Below are 18,501 nucleotides of genomic sequence, written 5' to 3'. Positions count from 1 at the left end.
CCCAAGACTCTCAAACTCGACTTCAGCCCGCCGTTCGGAGCGGGTATTGAACAGGAGTCGAGACATGGCCAAACGCAAAAGCAATGGCGGCGACGTGGACGGCGCCGGTTCCATCCTGAGCACCCTGGGCGGTCCCTCGAAGGCGCCGCGCCCGTCGCGCCTTGGCCCGCCCAACCCCATCGCCAGCCAGTTGCTCGAGAAGGTCGTCAGCGACGCCCAACTGGCCGCCGACATGCCCTACAACCCCACCAAGGCGCTCGAATACGGCGACGCCGCCTGGGTGCCGCACGAGGGCGATACGGAGACGCCCACGTCGCCGCTGGCCACGGCCAGCACTAGCACCGAGACCGTGGCCTCGCCCAAGGTGGGCGCCGGCCAGCCGGACCTGGGCGACAACCCGCTCGACGGCCCGCTCGACCGGGTGCGGGTGGACGATACCGGCCGCATGCTGACCACCAACCAGGCGGTGCGCGTGGCCGACAACCAGAACAGCCTCAAGGCCGGCCTGCGCGGTCCCACCCTGATGGAAGATTTTATTCTGCGCGAAAAAATCACGCACTTCGACCATGAGCGCATACCGGAGCGCGTGGTGCACGCGCGCGGCTCGGCCGCCCACGGCTATTTCGAGAGTTACGGCGACCAGAGCGCCATTACCCGCGCCGCACTGTTTAGCGCGACTGGCAAACGCACACCGGTATTCGTACGGTTTTCCACCGTGGCCGGCGAGCGCGGTTCGGCCGACACGGTGCGCGACGTGCGCGGCTTCGCCGTCAAGTTTTATACGGAAGACGGCAACTGGGACCTGGTAGGCAACAACATCCCGGTGTTCTTCATCCAGGAGGCGATGAAATTCCCGGACCTGATCCACGCGGTGAAACCCGAACCGCACCACGGCATGCCGCAGGCATCGAGCGCGCACGACACGTTCTGGGATTTCGCCTCGCTCAGTCCCGAAATCGTTCACATGCTGCTTTGGCACACGTCGGACCGGGCGATCCCGCGCAGCTACCGCATGATGCAGGGCTTCGGCGTGCACACGTTCCGGCTGGTGAACGCGCATGGTACGTCGGTCTTCTGCAAGTTCCACTGGTCGCCCATGGCCGGCACCCATGCGCTGGTGTGGGACGAGGCAGTGCGCCTGGTGGCGGCCGATCCCGATTACCACCGGCGCGATTTGTGGGAAGCCATCGACAGCGGCCAGTTCCCGCAATGGGAACTGGGCCTGCAAGTATTCAGTGAGGCGCAGGCCGCGCGCTTCCCGTTCGACATTCTCGATCCCACCAAGCTGGTGCCGGAAGCGCTGGTGCCGCTGCGCACCGTGGGCAAGCTGGTCCTCAATCGCAACCCCGACAATTTCTTTGCCGAGACCGAGCAGGTGGCGTTTTGCGCCGCCCACGTGGTGCCCGGCATCGACTTCACCAACGATCCACTGCTGCAAGGCCGCTTGCACTCTTACGTCGATACCCAGATCTCGCGCCTCGGTGGGGCCAACTTCCATGAGATTCCGATCAACAGCCCGGTGGCGCCGATCCATAACAACCAGCGCGACGGCATGCACCGCCAGCAGATCAACCGGGGCCGAGTCAATTACGAACCGAATTCGCTGGCCGGCGGCTGCCCGTTCCAGGCCGGCGTGCGCGGTTTTGTCAGCGTGCCGGAAGCGTCGCACGGCAACGAGGTGCGCGGCAAGCCGGAGCTGTTCGCCGACCATTATTCGCAGGCGCGCCTGTTCTGGATCAGCCAGACAACCGTCGAGCAGGACCACATCGTGCAGGCGTTCCGGTTCGAGCTGACGCGGGTGCAGACGCCGGCGGTGCGCAAGCGGGTGCTGGCGGCGCTGGTCAATGTCGATAATGGGCTGGCCGCGCGCGTGGCCGCCAGCCTGGGGATGGACGTGCCGGACCCGCTGCCGCCGGCCACCAGCCGCCCGCCATACCAGTATCCGCCATCGCCGCCGCTGTCGCTGTTCCACCGCCCCGGCAACGTGGGCGTGGCCACGCGCCGGGTAGCGCTGCTGGTGGCGCCGGGCGTCGATGGTCCGCAAACGCGCAAGCTGTATGCGGCCTTGCTGGACCTGGGCGCGGCGCCGCGCCTGGTGGGCGACCAAATCGGTAAAATCGCCGCCAGCGACGACGCGCCGCTGGACGTGGAAATCAGTATCGAGGCGGGACCGTCGGCGCTGTTCGATGCGGTGATCGTGCCCGATTATCCCGAGGGAGAGTGCGCGCTGTCGCGCGATGCGCGCGCGCTGGAATTTTTGAAACTGCAGTTCCGGCACCTGAAGCCGATGCTGGCCGTGGGCAGCGGCGCCGTGCTGCTGCGGGCGGCGCACGTCCCGGACAAGCTGCCAGACGGCCAGCCGGATCCCGGTGTAATCGTGGCCGACAGCTGCGACCTGGCCGATGCGCTGGCGCGGTTCGTGGCGGTGCTGGCGCGGCACCGCGTGTATGCGCGCGATACCGACCCGCCACGCGTCTAGCGGAGCGCCTGGCATAGCCGCCGGAGCAAGGCGCCGCGACGAAGGCAGGACGAACAGTACGACTATGCGGCAAGGAGCGGCAACGCCGCTATGACGGCTTTCCGGCGCTCCTAGTATTCGCGGCGGTCCGGTTTGATTTCTTGCAGGATGGTGGTCGAAATTTCCTCGATCGACTTGGTGGTGGACGACAGCCAGCGTATCCCCTCGCGCTTCATCATGGTTTCGGCCTCGTTCACCTCGTACCGGCAATTCTCGATCGACGCGTACTTGCTGCCCGCGCGGCGCTCGTTGCGGATCTCGGACAAGCGCTCGGGCGTGATCGTCAGGCCGAAAATCTTCGACTTGAACTCGTACAGCGACGACGGCAGGCGGCCGCGCTCGAAGTCGTCGGGAATGAGCGGGTAGTTGGCCGCCTTGATCCCGTACTGCATGGCCAGGTACAAGCTCGTTGGCGTCTTGCCCGAGCGCGATACGCCGACCAGGATGATGTCGGCCGAAGAGAGGTTCTTGTGCGACTGGCCGTCGTCGTGGGCCAGCGAGAAGTTGATCGCCTCGATGCGGTTTTTATACTCTTCGCTATCGACGATATTGTGCGACCGGCCGATGGTGTGCGTCGATTTGACGTTCAATTCCTGTTCCAGCGGCGCCACGAAGGTCTGGAACAGGTCCATGTACATGCCCTTGCAGCGGCGGATCACGTCCGACAGTTCGGTCTGCACCAGCGTGGAAAAAATGATCGGGCGCTGACCGTCGGTCACGAACGCCTCGTTGATCTTGCGCGCGGCGTCGTGCGCCTTGTCGAGCGTATCGATGAACGGCAGGCGGATCTGGCGGAAGCGCAGTTCGAACTGGGTCAGCACCGAGTGACCGAAGGTTTCAGCCGTGATGCCGGTGCCGTCGGAGACGAAGAACACCGTGCGTGATGCGGTGGGAAAGGAGGTTCGTTGTTCTTGTGTCATGTATTTTTCTGCCGGTGGTGTTCAGGAATCGTCAATTGTCGTTACAGGCTGTAGAATGGTTGCCAATAGCATGATTGTGGTGCACGACGACCAGAATAACAAGAACAAGCAAAACGGAGACGTCTGCACCCGGCTGAAAGATTTCTATCATCAAAAAGGTGTTTTTTATGTCTAACGCAGCATTGAAGGAGCAGGCAGGGGAAGCGGTTTACGTCGCATCGTTCGAAAATTTACGCATGACCGATGTCGAATCGGTCGGCGGCAAGAACGCGTCCCTGGGCGAAATGATCAGCCAGCTGGCTGGCGCCGGCGTGCGTGTGCCTGGTGGCTTTGCCACCACGGCGCAGGCATTCCGCGACTTCCTCGAACACAGCGTCGACGGCGGCAAGCCGCTGGCCGAACGCATTGCCAACCGCTTGGCCGACCTGAATATCGACGACGTGCGCGCCCTGGCGCAAGCGGGCGCCGAGATTCGCGGCTGGATCGTCGAAACCCCGTTCCAGCCACGCCTGCAGGCCGAAATCACGGCCTTCTACGAGCGCCTGGTTGCCGACTCCACCACCGAAATGTCGTTTGCCGTGCGTTCGTCGGCCACCGCCGAAGACTTGCCGGACGCCTCGTTCGCCGGTCAACAGGAGTCGTTCCTGAACGTGGTCGGCATCGACAACGTGCTCGAAGCAATGAAGCACGTGTTCGCGTCGCTGTACAACGACCGCGCCATCTCGTACCGCGTGCATAAAGGCTTTACCCACGCCGAAGTGGCGTTGTCGGCCGGCGTGCAGCGCATGGTCCGTTCCGACCTGGGCGCCGCCGGTGTGATGTTTACCATCGATACCGAATCGGGCTTCAAGGACGTGGTGTTCGTTACCTCGAGCTATGGCCTGGGCGAGACCGTGGTGCAGGGCGCCGTCAACCCGGACGAATTCTACGTCCACAAGCCAATGCTGGAAAAAGGCAAATCGCCTGTCATCCGCCGCAACATCGGCTCCAAGCTGATCAAGATGGAGTTCACCAACGAAGCCAAGGCCGGCCGCTCGGTGAAAACCGTGGACGTGCCGGTGGAACTGCGCAACCGCTACTCGCTCAACGACACCGAAGTGGTGGAGCTGGCCAAGTACGCCGTCATCATCGAAAACCACTACGGCCGTCCGATGGACATCGAGTGGGGCAAGGATGGCCGCGACGGCAAACTGTACATCCTGCAAGCGCGTCCTGAAACCGTCAAATCGCAACAGAAAGCGACCGACGTGCAGCAGCGCTTCAAACTGAAATCGACCGGCACCGTGCTGACGTCCGGCCGCGCCATCGGCCAGAAGATCGGCGCCGGCCCGGTGCGCGTGATTACCGACCCGTCGGAAATGGAACGCGTGCAGCCCGGCGACGTGCTGGTGGCCGACATGACCGACCCGAACTGGGAACCGGTCATGAAGCGCGCCTCGGCCATCGTCACCAACCGCGGCGGCCGTACCTGCCACGCGGCGATCATCGCCCGTGAACTGGGCGTGCCGGCAGTTGTCGGTTGCGGTGATGCGACCGAAGTGCTCAAGGACGGCACGTTCGTGACCGTGTCGTGCGCCGAAGGCGACGAAGGCAAGATCTACGACGGCCTGCTGGAAACCGAAATTTCGGAAGTGCAGCGCGGCGAACTGCCGAAACTGCCAACCAAGATCATGCTCAACGTCGGCAACCCGCAACTGGCGTTCGATTTCCAGTCCGTGCCGAATGCCGGCGTGGGCCTGGCCCGCCTCGAGTTCATCATCAATAACAATATTGGTGTGCACCCGAAAGCGATCCTGGAATACCCGAACATCGACGCCGACCTGAAAAAGGCAGTGGAGTCGGTCGCCCGCGGCCACGCGTCGCCGAAAGCCTTCTACGTCGACAAGCTGGCCGAAGGCATCGCCACCATCGCTGCCGCGTTCTGGCCGAAAAAAGTCATCGTGCGCATGTCGGACTTCAAGTCCAACGAGTACAAGAAGCTGATCGGCGGTTCGCGCTACGAACCGGACGAAGAAAACCCGATGCTGGGCTTCCGTGGCGCTGCGCGCTACCTGGCCGAAGACTTCGCGGGCGCCTTCGAAATGGAATGCCTGGCCATGAAGCGCGTGCGTAACGACATGGGCCTGACCAACGTCGAGATCATGGTGCCGTTCGTGCGCACCCTGGGCCAGGCTGAAAAAGTCGTGAACCTGCTGGCCAAGAACGGCCTGGTACGCGGCGAAAACGACCTGCGCCTGATCATGATGTGCGAAGTGCCATCGAACGCGATTTTGGCCGACCAGTTCCTCGAGTTCTTCGACGGCTTCTCGATCGGTTCCAACGACCTGACCCAGCTGACCCTGGGCCTGGACCGCGATTCCGGCATGGCGCTGCTCGCTGCCGACTTCGACGAACGCGATCCGGCCGTCAAAGCCTTGCTGTCGCTGGCCATCAAGGCCTGCCGCGAAAAAGGCAAGTACATCGGCATTTGCGGCCAGGGTCCTTCCGACCACCCGGACTTCGCGGTGTGGCTGATGGAGCAGGGCATCGAATCGATGTCGCTGAACCCGGACTCGGTGATCGATACGTGGCAGAAACTGGCAAGCCTGCAACCCAAATAAAAAGTTGGCGCAAGACAAAAATCGTTTAGACTGGAGTTAATGAATTTAGTAGCCTTTTACTCCACAAAAAACGTTCTTGCATCCAAGACCCTCGTGGCCCATATTGGGCTCCGGGGGTCTTTGTATTTGAAAATAGCTCACGAGAGGAGGAGACATCATGGCTGACTGGAGTTTCTGGTTGATCGCCGCCGGCGTTGCGGTAACCGTTGAACTGTTCATCGGCACGTTCTATTTGCTGATGATCGCCATCGGCCTGGTGTTCGGCGCGCTCGCTGCCGCCATCGGGCTGGCGCTGCCGATCCAGACCATGGTGGCCGCCATCGTCGGCGTGGCCGCGACCATCGGCTTGCGCCGCAGCCGCTACGGCAGGATGGGCACCCGGGTGGAAGCCGAGCGCGATCCCAATGTGAACCTGGACATCGGCCAGACCGTTACCGTGCCGGCCTGGCAGGACGGCGTGGCGCGCGTGATGTATCGCGGTGCGCTGTGGGACGTGGAGCTCGACCGCACTGCGACGGGTGCTTCGGTCCCGGCGCCGGGACAGTACATCATCCGCGAAGTGCGCGGCAGCCGCCTGATTGTCGCGGCCTAATCAATTTCAAACGAAGGAGACCTGGATGGATATCAGTTTCGGCAATGTGACCCTGGTGCTGTTTGTGCTGGCGTTGGTGTTTGTGTTCAAGACCATCAACGTGGTGCCGCAGCAGCATGCGTGGGTGGTGGAGCGGCTCGGCAAATACCACGCGACGCTGGGCCCCGGCCTCAATATCGTGATCCCGTTTGTCGATCGCATCGCCTACAAGCACGTGCTGAAGGAGATTCCGCTCGACGTGCCGCCGCAGGTCTGCATCACCAAGGACAACACGCAGTTGCAGGTGGACGGCATCCTGTACTTCCAGGTCACCGACGCCATGCGCGCCTCGTACGGTTCGTCCAACTATATCGCCGCCATCACGCAGCTGGCGCAAACCACGCTGCGCTCGGTGATCGGCCGCATGGAGCTCGATAAGACCTTCGAGGAACGTGACCATATCAACACCACCATCGTCAACGCCATCGACGAATCGGCTGCCAACTGGGGCGTCAAAGTGCTGCGCTACGAGATCAAGGACCTGACGCCGCCGGCGGAAATCCTGCACGCCATGCAGGCGCAGATCACCGCCGAACGCGAAAAGCGCGCGCTGATCGCCGCCTCGGAAGGGCGCAAGCAGGAGCAGATCAACATCGCCAACGGCGAACGCGAAGCGCAGATCGCCCGCTCCGAAGGCGACAAGCAGGCCGCCATCAACCGCGCCGAGGGCGAGGCGGCAGCCATCGTCGCGCTGGCCGAGGCCAACGCCAATGCGCTGCGCCAGGTGGGTTCGGCGATCCGCGATCCGGGCGGCGAAGACGCGGTCAATCTGAAAGTGGCCGAGCAGTACGTGGAGGCGTTCGGCAAGCTGGCCAAGACCAACAATTCCATCATCGTGCCGGCCAACCTGGGCGACATCAGTGGCTTGATCGCTACCGCGATGCAGGTCGTCAAATCACAAAAAGACGTGCCGCTGGTCAAACCGGTGCGGCCATAATTTAGCAGGAGCAGGACATGGGTACATGGGCGGTAGACGCTTTCGGCAATGACTTCGCCCAGGACTGGGCCGAAGACCTGCACGAGACGACCAATATGGACGCCATCGAGAACACGCTCGATACGGCATTGGCAGGCGCCGACGCCGGCGGCGAACTCGAAGCGCCGCTGGCAGCCGAAGCGCTGGCGGCGATCGAAGTGCTGGCGCGGCTGCAAGGCAAGGGCGGCGCACGTACCGAGGATAGCTCGGCGATCGACGAATGGGTGGATGCGCGCAAGGAAAAAGCGAAAGGTGCGGTCAAGCCGCGCACCGACCTCGCCGCCAAGGCGCAGCAGGCGCTGGCGCGCATCGTGTCCGGACAGTCGGAGCTGCGCCAGTTGTGGGAAGAGAGCGAGCATTACGCCGAATGGCGCGCCGCGGTGGACGACCTGGCGGCGCGCCTGGGGTAAGGAGCGTGGCCATGCTTTGTCCGGCAGACGATACGCCGCTGGCGGCCAGCGCCTCCAGCGGCTACGAAGTGCATCGCTGCCCGCAATGCCTGGGCGTGGCGGTTGCGGGCAATGTGCTGCCCGCAGTGCGCGCCCACGCGGCGCTGGAACTGCACAAGCAACCGGACCAGCCAGCGCACGTACGGCCCTGTCCCCGCGACGGCAAGATGATGAAAACGCTGCGCTTCAAGGGTGTCTCGATGGACGTCTGTCCCGAATGCCGCGGCCTGTGGCTCGAAGCCGGGAAGTTGCCCCGCTTGCTGGACCTGGCCCAGGTCGCCCAGCCGGTGAACCTGGGCCGCCTGGCAGACGGCACGGAAATACGGCGTGAACGGTCAACGCTCAACCTGGTCGAGAAGATGGAAGGGATCTGGTTGCTTGGTGAGCTTGCTGGCGTGTTGTTTAAATTTTGGAAATAAACATCTCCCAAGGTCATCATGGCAACTGACTGGCTTTTCTACTGGACGACACTGCCATTCGGGCTGATCTTCTTCGGTATCGCGGTAGCGCTGCCCTGGTGGCTCTGGCGCTGGTTGCTCGGTCCTGAATATGACCGCATCGGCGTTATGCCGTACGCGGCAGGGTACCTGGCGGCACTCGCCGGGCTGTTGGTCGTCAGCTTCGGCTATGCCTATCATGACTTCACCGGCTTGCCAGCGGACGGTGTATTCGCGCAAACCAGGTGGTGGACCTTCGTGCCTGGTCGGGGCATTTACATGATGGTACTGTCGCTGCTGTTTGTCCTGCCTTTGCTTGCACTGGTCGGCGTTCCCGTGGCAGCGGTGCTGATACGCCGCCATTGGTTCAACTTCCGGACGGTACTTGCCGTCGTGGCGATTGTGTCGTCAGCGATGACGTACCTGGTGTGGTCGACGCCGCCAAACAACTGGTCAAAGACCCATCCGCTCGAATGGTTCACCAGTGTGTTGACTGGACTGTTGCCCGGGGTGCTGATGGTCGCCTTGCCGTTCCTGCTCGCAATTCAATACGCAGTGCGTCTTCGTTGCGCAGGAAATTCTGGAGCGGGATAGTGCCGACCATCTGGATACCAAAAATCGATAGGCGTAAGGAGCATTGGACGATGCTGCCGGAGCGGTTTTTATTTCATCTGTCAAAGTAAATATCATGAGCTTCGCATCCAGGTGCTGCGGCATATTGCTCCTTCTATTGTTGGCCTGTTCGAAAAGTGAGCCGTCAAATACCATCGAAGAAATTGAGTTGGTTGACGGTGCACTTACCCGAAGATTTCTGAGCCCATCAACGTTCAAGTCGGAAACTTCAGTGCCTTCAATGCTGAATTTTTCATTCCAATATCCCGGCATGGCGACACGCAATTGGCGCGATGCTCCTCGTGCGGACGAGATAAGGGGCCAGATAATGCTTGGACGCGGGCAAGGCCGTACCGAATGGCTGGTTGCGAACGCTGCAAGTAAAATCGATACCACCAAGCCAGGCCGTCTTTATCGAGATGGCACGTCGGAAGGTTTTGAAATCTACCGTGACATGCTGAACGAAAAAACCTTGAAGCCCGAATCGGCGCTATACGTCTTTCGAGACGAAGATGGTCATTTAGTAGGAGTGAACGATCTTGGAAGCTGGAGCGTGAACTATGTCGCATGGACCAAAATCGATCTCGACATGGAGATTCGGTACCATATTGCCAAGCCGCTGGGGAACGATTTCGTGACGATCAATCGCGCAGTAAAGAAGTTTGTTCGCTCGCTTATTAAGCAGCAAGCCGAGCGTGACATTCCCGGCGGTTCCAATTTTTATGACAAGGTAGCCACTATGAGCGACACACTGGTACTGAAAATTTCCAATAATTCCCGTGTCGAGCTGGACGGGCAGAAAATGGCGTCCACAGCAGAGGTGGCGCAGGCGCTGGGAAAAATTGTCCGTGACAGGCCGGATGCGGTCGTGTCCATCGAGGCGGACAAATCCGCGCATTACGAGGCGATCGGCATGGCGATCTACGGCAGTACCCGGGCCGGATTCAGCGGTGAACGTTTACGTGTAACGGTAGGCGGAAAGCCTTTATTAAATGGTGGAGATAATGAAGCGTCTTAACAAGTGGGTGGAAGCTATTTCCCTGGTCATCATGGGACTGCTGATGTGCTACGGTTCCTGGGGCAAGGAGGGGGTGCTGCCGATCGACGAGTTTACCCAGGTCGGCCTGGTTCTCTGTGCTGGCGCCGGTGTCTTCTGGTATCGGACGCGCCAGGAAAAGCGGTTGCGCGAGGATGTAGCGCGAGGTAAATAATTTTTTAAAGTGCTGTTATTGTTGCCGTGCTCACGGGGGCGGAAGTTCCGCGTACCAGTGCGCATAGGGAGTATTCTTGACCATGTGCCGGTTCAAATCCGGCGTACCGTCGGTCCACCACACGGGGCCCCGTTCTCCAAGTCCATGCTTGGCTTCATCCACCGCCGCACGCGCTGCGCGTTCGCGCTGCTTGTCGCCAGTCTTGCGCGCGGCGCCGACTTCGCGCCGCGCCGCCATCAGCTGCTTGACCAGCGCCTCGCGGCGTTCCGGCGCCAGGTCGGGATTGCTCAGCCTCCACAGCCTGCCCTTGACCACGAAGTAGCGTCCGTCCGGCGTATGCGGATGCGGGTCAGCGCCGGCCATGGCCGCTCCTAGAACGCATAACTCAAGCCCAGGCTCCACTGCCGTGGCGGATGCACCGGGTACATGGTGTAGCGGCGGCCGTCGTCCTGCACGTGTTCGCGGGCCACCTGCAGCGTGTAGCGGCCGAACGGGATGCCGATGCCGATCCGGACGTCGTAGCGCGAGGAGGCAGGAATGCCGGGGAAGTAGCCACCGCTGAGGTTGCGCAGCAGGCCGATATGGCCCACCAGGTTGAAGCGCGGGTGGACCGGGTAAAAGGCGTTGAGCTCGCCGTACAGCACGCGCGCGTCGTAGCCGAGGTACTTGGGCGAGTAGTAGAGCCGGGTGCTGCCGCGCTCGAAACTGAGGCCGCCGTAGCATTCGCTGAAGTCGTTGTCGTGCGCCTGGGTGTAGGTGATGCGGCTGCAGCCGAGTTCCCAGCTGCCGCCCCCACGCAGGCGCTGCGCGTAGCCGGCGTAGCCTTGCAGCTTGTAGCCGTCGAGATCGCCGATGGTCATGGCGCTGGCAAAGGCGCCGCCGTACCAGCCCCGGTCGGTATCGATGTTGACGGTGGCCTGCGGCACGGCGCCGCCCTGGCCGGGATTCTGGCCGCGGTAACGGTATTCCGATTGCACGGCAACGCTGCCGGTAATGTCGAGCTGGGCGGAAGCGCACGGCGCCAGCACCGCAATGAAAGGTAACAGTGCCAGTCTGCGCCAGGTCACGGCACGGGTGCGCGCGGGATGGCGGGAACAGGGCAGGTGCAACTGCATTGACGGATCAGGCGTGAAATGGTGGCGCATGCGTCGATATTAGCAGTCTTGACCATGTCGGCGGGTTGCAACATGGTGCGCAATTGTGTGGGCGAGGCGTCGGGCCGCAGCTCCTCGAGCAAGGCCAGCATGCCGGAAACGTGCGCCGCCGCGTACGAGCTGCCATTGACGAACGACCAGCGCGCGCCGGGCGAGGTGGTCGGGATGTCATTGCCGGGCGCCAGCAGGCCTGACTCCGCGCCGCTCCTGGTGGCGGCAATTACGGTCGGCGCCACGCCGGGGCGCGGCTGCGCAGCGACGGCCATCACGCCGCGATGGCTGGCGGGAAACGCCGGTCCGCTGTCTTGCGGATCGATCGCCCCCACCACGCTGATGCCGCGTTCGAGCGCCACGTCGAGCAAACGGTCAAGCAGCTTGTCGGGCGGGCCGGACAGGCTCAGGTTGATGATTTTGGCGTTGTTGAGAATGGCGTAGTTGAGCGCCTTGGACAGCGTAAAACTGTTGCAGCGGGTGCGCTGGAGATTGGTCTGCCAGCAGGCACGCAGTCCCATCAACTTCGCGCGCGGCGCCACGCCCACAATGCCGCCGTGGCCGCTGCGCGCGGCAATGATGCCGGCAACCGCCGTGCCGTGCAGCTCTGGCGGCGGCGGACCGGCATCGACAAAATTGGTGTTGACCGCGAGCTGGCCTGCCAGGTCGGGGTGTTCGCCATCGATGCCGCTATCGACCACGGCTACCCGCACTTCGCGGCCGGTGGCATGGCGGTGCAGGTCGGCCACGTGCCAGTAGCGGGCGGCTGGTTGCACCTGGTACAGGGCGTCGGCGGCATCGGCGGCGGCCGCATCGGGTACCTGCGCCATGCCGTCGAAGCGGGCCACGCTTTGCGCCCACTCCACCTGCGGATCGCGGCTCAGCTGTTCGATCAGCAGGTGCGGATCGGCATGGTCGCCGTACTGCATCACGTAGCAGTCGATGCCGAGCAGCGACATGGCCCAGCCTTCAACCACCGTCAGACCGTGCTGGCGCGCCAGCGCTTCGGCGCGGCGGCGGCGCGCGCCGTTGCCGTTGTCGTCCATGTAGCGCCCGCCGTAGGTGGCGTCGGGGCGATAGTGGGTGGCGGGCAGGCGCAGCATGACCAGCAACTGGCGCTGGTTCGGATCGCCGGCACTATCGGCTTCGGCGTGGTCGGCGCTGCCGGCGGGGACCACCTCCGTATCGTCGCCGCCCGGTGCACCGATGGCGCTGTCCTGTGCGACGCTGCGCCAGGCGTGCGCCGGCGCTGTCAGGACTGTCGCGGTCAGCAACAGCGTGGCTGCTGCCAGTGCGGCAAAGCTGTGGGGCCAACGGGCGCTGGTTGTCGCTCGCCGGACGGCCAACGCCAGCGCTGCCAGGAGGCGCGGCCGGCGCACACTTGTCGTTGGCGGCCGGGACACCGCTGCCGGCGCGGCCGGGCCGAAGAACCGGCGAGCAGTCATGGCGTACCGTTTTCGTCCAGCGCTTCGGCCAGGCGCACTGCCGGATCGTGGCGCAGCGCCTCGAGCGCGCGCTGGCGCTCGGTGTCGGCTACCCGCAGCAGGTAGGCATCGGTGACGGTCGGGCCATCCACCACGCGCGCGCCATGGCGTTGCAGGATGCGGCGCAATTCGCGCTCGGTGGTCGCCGGCTCGAATATCACGACCAGGTTGCCGCCGGACGGCGCGGCGCCATTGCCCAAAGCGTGATACGCGGGCAGGCTGGCGGTGTCCGCCGCGTCGGGGCGCGCCAGCAGCGCGGCCATGCCGACGATCACCACGCACTGGGCTGCGGCCGCCCAGCGCAGCCACGACGGCTCGTTAGCGGCGGCGCGGCGCCACCACGGCTGCGCGGCACGCAGCGGCACGACGGCAGGGCTGGCGACTGGCGGTGCAGGTGGGCTGCCATCGTCGGTATCGCTGGCGCAATCCTGCGCGCCCAGTTGCGGCATCAGGCGCGCCAGCGCGGCATCCATGTCCAGCCCCGGTGGCAGTACGTCGTCGTCATTGGCGGCGGCCAGCAGCGCGCGTTCGCGCGCCAGATCTCGCCGGCAGGCGATGCAGTGTTGCAGGTGGCGCGCCACGCGACCGCTTTCGTCGGACGACAGCTTGTCTGCCGCATACCAGGGCAACAGTTCTTGCACCGCATGGTGCTCCGGACCCGATCCATCGATGTTGAAGACGCCCGCGTTCATCGGTTGTTCTCTCTTTCGTTCCACAACACTTCCTTCAGTTTCTGCCGCGCGTTGAACATGCGCGTTTTGACCGTGTTGACCGGACAGGCGACGATGTCGGCGATGTCGCTGTAGGCCAGTTCGTGATAATACGTCAGCACCATGACCGCGCGCTGCGCCGCCGGCAGTGCGTCGAGCGCGTCCGCCACGGTTTGCTGCAACTGCTGGCGGTGCATATGCTGCTCGGGCTGCAGGCCGCTGTCATCTTCGTACAGCGTGGCGTCGGACTCCAATGGTTCATCGCTGGCGCGCAGGCCTTTCAGGGTCTTGCGGTAGGCGATCGCAAACACCCAGGTCGAGGGCTTGCACGTGCCATCGAAGGTGGCAGCTTTTTGCCACACCACCAGCATGGTGTCGTTGATCACTTCCTCGATCAGCGGGCTGCTGCGCGTCATGCGTCCCACGAACCGCGTCAGCCGGGAGAAATACAGTTTATATAGTTTTTCAAACGCAGCACGGTCCCCGCCCGCCACCCTGGCCAGCAAGCACTTCTCGTCGTTGTCACTGTGAGAGCCCGTCGACAGGCCCAGTTGATGCTGCATCAGCGATCCTCCTTGTTACCGTTGATACCTTGCCGCCTACAAATGGTTCTACAAAACAGGAAATTATTTTTACGGGCCGATGGTAGCACTGTCCTTGTTCCCGGCAGGCATAACTATTAAGATGACAACATGAGAAAAATCCTGCTGCCGGCCGTCATGGCCACTTCCGTCCTGTTCGCCGCCGCGCCGGCCCACGCCGCGCCGCCGGCCGGTCAGGATGCCTTTGCCGGCGCCCAGGTGCGCATCGATGTCGGTGGGCGCAAGCTCAATATGTATTGCCTCGGCAAGGGTTCGCCCACCGTGCTGTTCGAAGCGGATGCCGGCCGCGCCGGCTGGGACTGGTCGGCGGTAATGCCGCAGGTAGCGGCCCGCACCCGCGCCTGCGTGTACGACCGTGCCGGCATGGGCGCGAGCGATCCCATTATCCGAGCCGCCTCGGTCGGCAATGCCAGCCGCGACCTCGGTTTCCTGCTCAAGAACGCCAGGATCGAGGCGCCGCTGGTGCTCGTTGGCGTAGGCTTCGGCGCGCTGGTGGCGCAGCAGTACGCCTGGCGCTCGCGCGGCGCCGTCACCGGGCTGGTGCTGGTCGATGCGCTGCACGAGGATGCGTTGCCGGCCGGACGCGACGTTCAGTTACAAGCAGCGCTGGGATGCCTGGCGGCGGCCGAGCAGGGCAGCATCGGACCAGGCTGCGCTTATCCTGCGGCTGCCTTCAACGGCGAGACTGGCCCATCATTGGCAGCGGCCCAGGTGGCGCAATTGCGCAAGCCGACTTACTGGCGCGCCCGCGCTTCCGAACTCGACAGCCTGGAGGTGAGCGCCACTCAGGTGCGCACCGCGCGCAAGCCGTTCGGCGCACTGCCGGTGGTCACAGTGGAGCAGGGCGATGCGGCCGCCATCGTCGCGGCCGTCATGCAGGTGCTCGACCAGCAGTCGCCTTTGAAATGAATTTTAAAAAGCTGATAATTTGTGAAAGCAGGCCATCCGGACGGCCGGAACAATCCATGAGCGAGGCGCGATGAGAATAGTGGCCTTGTTGCTAGCGGCTTCGACAGGTGTCTCAAGTCTGCCGCCACCTCCCCCGACGCCGCTCACGACGACAGACATCCATCAAATCGTCGGTGCCGTACTGACCCACGTGAAGGTCGCGCAGTATCTGCATCCAGAGATGCCTGGACGCCTTCCGGTCAAGATTACCATCGCCGCACCTTACTCGGTTACCCAGCCAGACCTGGTGCTTTATAACCGGCCTGTGGTAGTCGTCGTAGCGGGAGCCGACGCCGTAAACTTCGAGATTGGCCGGACTTCCAACGGCGCTAAAGCCGAAATATCCTATCGCCCAGAAGGAATGGCGGGAACGGTGCTGCTGCTCAAAGCACGGAATCGATGGATAGTGAGCAGTGCCAGCGTCCACGAGTATTAATTCGACCGTCAATCTACCAAGCCAGGCATTATTAAGAAATTTATGAAAAAAATACTGATTGGAATATCGTTGCTTCTCACCAATGTCGTCGCAAGCGCGCAGGCAAATGCAAGCGCCGAGTGGTGGAGTTATCTCGGTGCATACGACGCGGGACCGGGTTCCATTCGCCTTGACATGAGTCTGCGGAAAACCGCGCCCGTTGAAGGATTCTCGCACCTCATAGTCACCGGCGTAACGTACACATCTACTCAAAGAAAGGGTTTGCCGGAGGCTGGAGATTTAGACCGGCTCAATCAGATATCGAGCGCCGTGGTTGCCGCCATCGCAGCGGAAACTCCCAGCATCCATGCAGGCACTTTTACACATGACTTTGAACAGCTGAACTACATTTATGTGTCCAACGTAAAGGGAATCGCGGAGGTTGTTAAAAATGTCTATAGTCAACGATGCCCAGAATGTAAGACGTACACGAATTTAAAGGATGATGCATCTTGGTCCGCGTACCGAGAATTTTTGTTTCCCAACGAAGCGACAATCAAGCATTATGGGTTGCAACTTGATTGAACAATATTCCGACCCGTTACGATACAGGGACCCTTTGCGGCAACAACGGCGTGTCGGGGCAGATAGAGATGCTTTCGCAGCAGCAACATGCTATGCTCGCGCGACCGGCCGAGAACGGCCACAAGCGGACCTTTCCATACACTATGCAAAATTCTTCGTCAAATTCGATTCCTACGCCCACTCAAATAAATCATCTTGACTTAGCTATCGAACCCATTACATCTTCTGCATTTGAAGTTTTTTTTGAGTATTTAAATGACCATCTGGCCGACAACGGAAAACCCGAAAATGTTTACTTTCAGCCTTTGCCCTATGCTGAATCGGTATTTTCGGCAGAAAGGGCGAAAGCTTTTCCGGATGCGTTAGATATCCCGCTGGGAGAGCCAGGCTGGCGTCGATTATGGGGAGCATTCACTCATGGTCGAAAGCTATTAGGTCATATCGACCTGCGGCAAATTCGGACCGATTCGCAGCTCATCGTTGCTTACTTGGAATGGGAGTTGACCGCAGCTTTCGAAAATTCGGATTGGGACAGCGCCTCATTGAATATGCGGAAAAATGGGCATTGAAGAGCGGCACACTGAAGTGGATTGACTTGCAAGTCTTGTCTGTCAACGAACCTGCAATTCGCCTTTACCAGCGGTCGGGCTTCACAAAGACCGGCGAAGTGCCTGAAATGTTCGAGATAGATGGGCATCTTTTTTCATATACCAGTATGGCGAAGAGGGTTATGGTCAATTCCAGCGATGTCTTGTGACGTCATTTCCCATCTTAGAGGCGGCTACCGGCCATGAACAGACATTGGTAATGTAGATTGAGCAAATGAGATCTGGCACCCATTACAGAATTGAGTACGAGAGTTTCGGGAATCCTCCTATCCGCCTAACGCAGCGGCTGGGAGAAATCGATCAAGTGCTTGAGTTTGCAAAAGTCAACTTGAAACCGTGTTCCGAACTTTTTGTCGCGTGTCTTGGCGAAGGCATTGACTTCGGAAACTTCAATTGCGAAGTTGACTCGAAAGGTCAAGCTACAATAACTGTCCATGAGCATCGAGGGTTTATTTCTGATGGCATATCACTAGAGCAAGCGCTCGACGTCCTCGCTTATTGGTTGCCGGAACAAACAAGGACTTCCGATATTACTTGGGCCGAGCAATGAAATCTTAATAGATACCGTTCTCGGCCAATTGCGGTCATAGTTTGGTTAATTCCATATCTCTGTAGGAGCAAAATTGAAAGACGTTTAGAAAGAGCTGGGTTCCTTCATCAGAGCGCGTGGATTTAAAGGCTCAGGCCAAAATTTCAGGAAAATTGAAAACGACTATGTTTTCGTTATAAATATCCAAGGTAGCCGTAATGGAGATGTTTTTTTCGTGAATCTGGGGGCACAACCTGCATTTGTCCCGGCAGAGGGCGATGCTGCTCTGCCTACGATAAAGGAACACGAGTGCATCATGAGGATGCGGGTTGGTAGCGAATGGCATTGGAGCCTATCAGGCGAATCGGTTTTTGATTTGACCTGTGCAATTGATGCGGCGCAGTCGGAATTCTTTGGGCGGGTGCGTACGTTGCGGACAGCAATTTTTGAAGATAGTGTTGAACAGCTGATTCAGAAATTCAGCGCGGGGACCACAAATGCGCGAGCTGCGCTGCACTTGTCCAGAGCAGCATTGGCTTTAGGACGTCGCGACTCTGCGGCTGCGCTAGTAGAGTATGGTCTAAGTATTGCCGGAGACCGCGCTACTGGTTTGATTTATGATTTGAAGGCGGTAAAAAGCGCCGCTGTCTAGCTTACATGTGCTGGCTGACTTCGGCCAGGAGCAGCCATTCAGATTTTGGTGCAAAATGAACGAAAACAAATTAAATGTTGAGGTTGCTGCAATTAAGAATGAGACGTCAGAGCGCCCAATTCCTACAGTATGGAGACTGGCTTTCTGCCAAATAGTAGATGCATTTGTTAGGGGTGACTACCTCTTACATGGTGGTGTGGCCGGTGTAGATACTGTTTCGGAAGAAGCCGCTAGTCAGATTCAATCCTATCTGAGCGACTATGGCGCAACTTTGAAATCGCTACCTGACGAGACCTGGAATTCTTCCGTCTGCATATGGACAGGAAACCATTGGGATGTGCTAGTAGATTTGTATACCAACGAAGAAGGCTCGAGTGATTTATTATTGAGCGCTCGTGTCAATGAAACAAGTCACGGATTTAAGATTGAGATTCACATGGTGTATGTACCATAATCTCCGGAGTAAGTT

22 protein-coding genes are annotated in these 18,501 nt (G+C 60.8%); 16 read left to right on the top strand and 6 right to left on the bottom strand.

Annotated elements, in window-relative coordinates; genetic code table 11:
* Nucleotides 1-64: 64 nt before the first annotated feature.
* On the top strand, nt 65-2,479 hold the full coding sequence (locus SR858_RS14295; RefSeq protein ID WP_019919675.1) for a catalase: 2,415 nt from the start codon (nt 65-67) through the stop codon (nt 2,477-2,479).
* A 110-nt stretch (nt 2,480-2,589) separates the two neighbouring features.
* Here SR858_RS14295 and ppsR read toward each other — a convergent pair whose 3' ends face one another.
* The gene (gene ppsR, locus SR858_RS14290; RefSeq protein WP_026636884.1) at nt 2,590-3,438 is read right to left on the bottom strand and encodes a posphoenolpyruvate synthetase regulatory kinase/phosphorylase PpsR; all 849 of its coding nucleotides are present in this window, start codon (nt 3,436-3,438) and stop codon (nt 2,590-2,592) included.
* A 167-nt stretch (nt 3,439-3,605) separates the two neighbouring features.
* Here ppsR and ppsA point away from each other — a divergent pair, with 167 nt between their 5' ends.
* The 8 genes from ppsA (at nt 3,606) to SR858_RS14250 (ending at nt 10,354) form a co-directional block, all read left to right on the top strand.
* Nucleotides 3,606-6,038: a phosphoenolpyruvate synthase gene (gene ppsA / locus SR858_RS14285; RefSeq protein WP_040377258.1), complete on the top strand. Its 2,433-nt coding sequence runs from the start codon at nt 3,606-3,608 to the stop codon at nt 6,036-6,038.
* Between the two features lie 157 nt (nt 6,039-6,195).
* Nucleotides 6,196-6,630, top strand: a complete 435-nt coding sequence (locus tag SR858_RS14280; protein ID WP_019919671.1) for an NfeD family protein — start codon at nt 6,196-6,198, stop codon at nt 6,628-6,630.
* 25 nt (nt 6,631-6,655) lie between these two features.
* A complete protein-coding gene (locus tag SR858_RS14275) occupies nt 6,656-7,606 on the top strand; it encodes an SPFH domain-containing protein (protein ID WP_019919670.1) in 951 nt (316 codons plus the stop codon).
* 17 nt (nt 7,607-7,623) lie between these two features.
* Nucleotides 7,624-8,055 (top strand): DUF4259 domain-containing protein, encoded by a 432-nt coding sequence (locus SR858_RS14270; RefSeq protein WP_019919669.1) that lies wholly within the window; start codon nt 7,624-7,626, stop codon nt 8,053-8,055.
* An 11-nt stretch (nt 8,056-8,066) separates the two neighbouring features.
* Nucleotides 8,067-8,513: a TFIIB-type zinc ribbon-containing protein gene (locus SR858_RS14265; protein WP_019919668.1), complete on the top strand. Its 447-nt coding sequence runs from the start codon at nt 8,067-8,069 to the stop codon at nt 8,511-8,513.
* 18 nt (nt 8,514-8,531) lie between these two features.
* Nucleotides 8,532-9,125, top strand: a complete 594-nt coding sequence (locus SR858_RS14260; RefSeq protein WP_019919667.1) for a hypothetical protein — start codon at nt 8,532-8,534, stop codon at nt 9,123-9,125.
* Nucleotides 9,126-9,219: 94 nt separating this feature from the next.
* Complete coding sequence (locus SR858_RS14255) at nt 9,220-10,161, top strand: ExbD/TolR family protein (RefSeq protein WP_322533644.1); 942 nt, start codon at nt 9,220-9,222, stop codon at nt 10,159-10,161.
* Nucleotides 10,148-10,354 carry a hypothetical protein gene (locus tag SR858_RS14250; protein ID WP_019919665.1) on the top strand — a complete coding sequence of 69 codons (207 nt, stop codon included), beginning with the start codon at nt 10,148-10,150 and terminating at the stop codon, nt 10,352-10,354. Before SR858_RS14255 ends, SR858_RS14250 begins: the two co-directional genes overlap by 14 nt.
* Before the next feature lie 30 nt (nt 10,355-10,384).
* On the opposite strand, the gene SR858_RS14245 is transcribed toward SR858_RS14250, so the two are convergent.
* Genes SR858_RS14245 through SR858_RS14225 form a run of 5 tightly spaced genes read right to left on the bottom strand, consistent with a single transcriptional unit; the run spans nt 10,385 to nt 14,256 of the window.
* Nucleotides 10,385-10,717: a hypothetical protein gene (locus tag SR858_RS14245; protein ID WP_019919664.1), complete on the bottom strand. Its 333-nt coding sequence runs from the start codon at nt 10,715-10,717 to the stop codon at nt 10,385-10,387.
* 8 nt (nt 10,718-10,725) lie between these two features.
* Nucleotides 10,726-11,421 (bottom strand): TorF family putative porin, encoded by a 696-nt coding sequence (locus SR858_RS14240; RefSeq protein ID WP_040377324.1) that lies wholly within the window; start codon nt 11,419-11,421, stop codon nt 10,726-10,728.
* A complete protein-coding gene (locus tag SR858_RS14235) occupies nt 11,418-12,944 on the bottom strand; it encodes a S8 family peptidase (RefSeq protein ID WP_322533643.1) in 1,527 nt (508 codons plus the stop codon). Before SR858_RS14235 ends, SR858_RS14240 begins: the two co-directional genes overlap by 4 nt.
* On the bottom strand, nt 12,941-13,699 hold the full coding sequence (locus tag SR858_RS14230) for a zf-HC2 domain-containing protein (protein ID WP_322533642.1): 759 nt from the start codon (nt 13,697-13,699) through the stop codon (nt 12,941-12,943). The genes SR858_RS14235 and SR858_RS14230 overlap by 4 nt, the downstream gene beginning before the upstream one ends.
* Nucleotides 13,672-14,256: an RNA polymerase sigma factor gene (locus tag SR858_RS14225; protein WP_019919660.1), complete on the bottom strand. Its 585-nt coding sequence runs from the start codon at nt 14,254-14,256 to the stop codon at nt 13,672-13,674. The genes SR858_RS14230 and SR858_RS14225 overlap by 28 nt, the downstream gene beginning before the upstream one ends.
* 129 nt (nt 14,257-14,385) lie before the next feature.
* On the opposite strand from SR858_RS14225, the gene SR858_RS14220 reads away from it, so the two are divergent.
* From SR858_RS14220 to SR858_RS14190, 7 genes are all read left to right on the top strand, one after another.
* On the top strand, nt 14,386-15,204 hold the full coding sequence (locus tag SR858_RS14220) for an alpha/beta fold hydrolase (RefSeq protein WP_019919659.1): 819 nt from the start codon (nt 14,386-14,388) through the stop codon (nt 15,202-15,204).
* Between the two features lie 70 nt (nt 15,205-15,274).
* A complete protein-coding gene (locus SR858_RS14215) occupies nt 15,275-15,679 on the top strand; it encodes a hypothetical protein (protein WP_026636883.1) in 405 nt (134 codons plus the stop codon).
* A 42-nt stretch (nt 15,680-15,721) separates the two neighbouring features.
* Nucleotides 15,722-16,243: a DUF695 domain-containing protein gene (locus tag SR858_RS14210; RefSeq protein ID WP_084669768.1), complete on the top strand. Its 522-nt coding sequence runs from the start codon at nt 15,722-15,724 to the stop codon at nt 16,241-16,243.
* Nucleotides 16,240-16,812, top strand: coding sequence for a hypothetical protein (locus SR858_RS14205; protein WP_322533641.1), 573 nt, complete (start codon nt 16,240-16,242; stop codon nt 16,810-16,812). Before SR858_RS14210 ends, SR858_RS14205 begins: the two co-directional genes overlap by 4 nt.
* Entirely contained in the window at nt 16,737-17,000 is a 264-nt protein-coding gene (locus SR858_RS14200; protein ID WP_322533640.1) for a GNAT family N-acetyltransferase, read from the top strand. The genes SR858_RS14205 and SR858_RS14200 overlap by 76 nt, the downstream gene beginning before the upstream one ends.
* Nucleotides 17,001-17,495: 495 nt before the next feature.
* Nucleotides 17,496-18,032 (top strand): DUF4304 domain-containing protein, encoded by a 537-nt coding sequence (locus SR858_RS14195; RefSeq protein WP_084669767.1) that lies wholly within the window; start codon nt 17,496-17,498, stop codon nt 18,030-18,032.
* Between the two features lie 55 nt (nt 18,033-18,087).
* Nucleotides 18,088-18,486 (top strand): DUF7668 domain-containing protein, encoded by a 399-nt coding sequence (locus tag SR858_RS14190; protein ID WP_084669809.1) that lies wholly within the window; start codon nt 18,088-18,090, stop codon nt 18,484-18,486.
* Nucleotides 18,487-18,501: the final 15 nt, after the last annotated feature.

Origin of the sequence: Duganella zoogloeoides, from assembly GCF_034479515.1 — a bacterium.
GTDB lineage: Bacteria > Pseudomonadota > Gammaproteobacteria > Burkholderiales > Burkholderiaceae_D > Rugamonas > Rugamonas zoogloeoides.
Note: the sequence above shows the minus strand (reverse complement) of the source record. Positions and strands in the feature narration are given on the sequence as shown.

Excerpts from the sequence above, each read along its gene's own strand:
- SR858_RS14295 (WP_019919675.1), top strand. The coding sequence starts at position 65 with ATGGCCAAACGCAAAAGCAATGGCGGCGACGTGGACGGCGCCGGTTCC.
- ppsR (WP_026636884.1), bottom strand. The coding sequence starts at position 3,438 with ATGACACAAGAACAACGAACCTCCTTTCCCACCGCATCACGCACGGTG.
- ppsA (WP_040377258.1), top strand. The coding sequence starts at position 3,606 with ATGTCTAACGCAGCATTGAAGGAGCAGGCAGGGGAAGCGGTTTACGTC.
- SR858_RS14280 (WP_019919671.1), top strand. The coding sequence starts at position 6,196 with ATGGCTGACTGGAGTTTCTGGTTGATCGCCGCCGGCGTTGCGGTAACC.
- SR858_RS14275 (WP_019919670.1), top strand. The coding sequence starts at position 6,656 with ATGGATATCAGTTTCGGCAATGTGACCCTGGTGCTGTTTGTGCTGGCG.
- SR858_RS14270 (WP_019919669.1), top strand. The coding sequence starts at position 7,624 with ATGGGTACATGGGCGGTAGACGCTTTCGGCAATGACTTCGCCCAGGAC.
- SR858_RS14265 (WP_019919668.1), top strand. The coding sequence starts at position 8,067 with ATGCTTTGTCCGGCAGACGATACGCCGCTGGCGGCCAGCGCCTCCAGC.
- SR858_RS14260 (WP_019919667.1), top strand. The coding sequence starts at position 8,532 with ATGGCAACTGACTGGCTTTTCTACTGGACGACACTGCCATTCGGGCTG.
- SR858_RS14255 (WP_322533644.1), top strand. The coding sequence starts at position 9,220 with ATGAGCTTCGCATCCAGGTGCTGCGGCATATTGCTCCTTCTATTGTTG.
- SR858_RS14250 (WP_019919665.1), top strand. The coding sequence starts at position 10,148 with ATGAAGCGTCTTAACAAGTGGGTGGAAGCTATTTCCCTGGTCATCATG.
- SR858_RS14245 (WP_019919664.1), bottom strand. The coding sequence starts at position 10,717 with ATGGCCGGCGCTGACCCGCATCCGCATACGCCGGACGGACGCTACTTC.
- SR858_RS14235 (WP_322533643.1), bottom strand. The coding sequence starts at position 12,944 with ATGACTGCTCGCCGGTTCTTCGGCCCGGCCGCGCCGGCAGCGGTGTCC.
- SR858_RS14225 (WP_019919660.1), bottom strand. The coding sequence starts at position 14,256 with ATGCAGCATCAACTGGGCCTGTCGACGGGCTCTCACAGTGACAACGAC.
- SR858_RS14220 (WP_019919659.1), top strand. The coding sequence starts at position 14,386 with ATGAGAAAAATCCTGCTGCCGGCCGTCATGGCCACTTCCGTCCTGTTC.
- SR858_RS14215 (WP_026636883.1), top strand. The coding sequence starts at position 15,275 with ATGAGAATAGTGGCCTTGTTGCTAGCGGCTTCGACAGGTGTCTCAAGT.
- SR858_RS14210 (WP_084669768.1), top strand. The coding sequence starts at position 15,722 with ATGAAAAAAATACTGATTGGAATATCGTTGCTTCTCACCAATGTCGTC.
- SR858_RS14200 (WP_322533640.1), top strand. The coding sequence starts at position 16,737 with ATGGGAGTTGACCGCAGCTTTCGAAAATTCGGATTGGGACAGCGCCTC.
- SR858_RS14190 (WP_084669809.1), top strand. The coding sequence starts at position 18,088 with ATGAACGAAAACAAATTAAATGTTGAGGTTGCTGCAATTAAGAATGAG.